Here is a 1,892-nt window from a genome sequence, read left to right on the forward strand (position 1 = left end):
CCAGGCCGCGATCTACTGATTACCGTGACCATTCGATTTCCCGTAGTTCACCCACGGATGTGTTCCAAAGCTCCAATAAATATCTACGACGCGCATCGGTCCCGGTTTCGCTCGCCAGCGCATCAGTGCCTGAACCATCACTTGATCTAAGGCAGGAACGGCATTGCCTTTCGCACTAGAGAATCGCTCATCGTAGACTGCGGTAACCGTAAATCCTTTCAAGATGGTGACCTGATTGACCGCTCCCTGGGCATCAACGATCAGACGGTAAGTGCCTGTGCCGCCTACTTGAGAGCCAGCGTAACCCTCAAGCTCGCTGGGAACGGCGGGACGCGGAGAGTAAGTAAATGTCTGTTTTATGTCCGTCGCAGACCTCACGATAAGATGAACAGGGTTTTTTGCCGGATGACTCGCGTTTGCCGATCCCACCTTCGTTTGCTTTGGCGGCTCCGCACCGTAGGACGTGCGAAGCAAAACGCTGGTTAGACTAATGAATGCAAGCAACAATTTTGTGATAAAAGTCATTGCTGGACCCATCCCTTTGAATGTCGATGACGATCGGGCATTTCGCAACGGTCGGTCTCCAAAAGATGAGGCCGCGAACGGGACGCTGACTGAACAGACAAGCTTATCTGTTATGGCAATCAGGGGCTAGACCACTCTAGCGATTGCGCTTGGTTACAGCTTCGCGATGCTGCTCGTGTAATCGGCAAGCTGTTAATGGTATGCGTGCAAACGTCACGTTCAGGGAAGAAGTGCTGCGGCTACAGGCGTGTAGGGAAGCCACGGCATTACGGCACCGGCTAATCCTTCTCGAAGAAGTTGCTCAGGTATCCAGTTACATCCGTGCCGCGGGGCAGGCCGAGGAGGTAACGAAAGCCGTCCCCGTCGTTGTCGTTGTCGATGCTTGCAATGGCGAGCAGCACGCAGCCGTCGCCAAGCGCGCCGCTCGCGTCGGAGGCGTCCTCAAGCACAGCTAACTGCATTATGCGCTCTAGACTTGGAATGTCGCGCTTTGCGCTTGCGAGCGCCGCTGCGAGTTTGTCGTTTATTTTTTTCATAGAAGGTCTAACGAGAACAAGATCAGCTGCGCGGGGCGAGAGCGCGCGTCGCTGCAGGGTTAAGTGTTGTAGTCATTCGAAAAGTGGATAGTACGACGGTCCGGTGTCAGCTGCATCGTTGGGTTAGGCCTGTTCGTCGAGTTGTTTAAGAGTTACTCCATCCTTCGTCTTCCACTCTATCAACCCATTGGCACTGCCGCCCTCAATCGCTGCTGCCGCTGCGCTGGGACTAGAAAATTGGACGTCTCTCGTGAATTCGTAAAATCCATCTTTCTCAATAAGCGTGCCGTCAGCGATCAACTGCTTTCGCGTAGCAATAGTCGCGGGCCAACTCTTCGCTGATTCACGCTCCTGCAAGACGGCAGTAGAACCTTGAGCACGACGAAACCGTCGGGAGTGCGATGACCGCGACCCTCGGCACCTTTCCGGCGGCAGAATAGGAGCCCGCCCGATTGGGATTTCGCGGCGGGTTGGGCGACGGGGATGAGAAGGTCCGAGCCGAGAACGGGCAGCAGCTGCCGAATTCGAGAAAGAAACACCTCCATGTCCTCGCGGTCAGACTCTGGGAGCCGTGACCCGCCAGCCTGATTCTGTTCTAAGGTGAAGCGGTCGATCTGGCCAGCTTCCGCGAGGAGTCGGCTTTCAAGGTATCGGACATGGGCCTTCGTGAGGTTCTCGTCCTTGCTGACGAAGACGATGGCAGAAACCCAAAACTCTTTTGTTTTATGTTGCTTGAGTCGGTCCCGAATGACCTCTGCCTCACCGATGTATGCGCGAGGAGTGTTTGTGAGAGGATCGCTGCCCGTCAGGATGTAAATGCCTGCCTTGTCC

General features: G+C 55.1%; 3 protein-coding genes. All 3 read right to left on the bottom strand.

The features are described from left to right. Positions 1-12 precede the first annotated feature (12 nt). A complete protein-coding gene (locus DMG62_23945; protein ID PYY20113.1) occupies positions 13-537 on the bottom strand; it encodes a hypothetical protein in 525 nt (174 codons plus the stop codon). A 266-nt stretch (positions 538-803) separates the two neighbouring features. Beyond that, positions 804-1,061, bottom strand: a complete 258-nt coding sequence (locus DMG62_23950) for a hypothetical protein (protein PYY20114.1) — start codon at positions 1,059-1,061, stop codon at positions 804-806. A gap of 123 nt (positions 1,062-1,184) precedes the next feature. After that, positions 1,185-1,520, bottom strand: a complete 336-nt coding sequence (locus DMG62_23955; protein PYY20115.1) for a hypothetical protein — start codon at positions 1,518-1,520, stop codon at positions 1,185-1,187. Positions 1,521-1,892 lie beyond the last annotated feature (372 nt).

It is taken from the genome of Acidobacteriota bacterium (genome assembly GCA_003225175.1).
Lineage (GTDB): Bacteria > Acidobacteriota > Terriglobia > Terriglobales > Acidobacteriaceae > Gp1-AA112.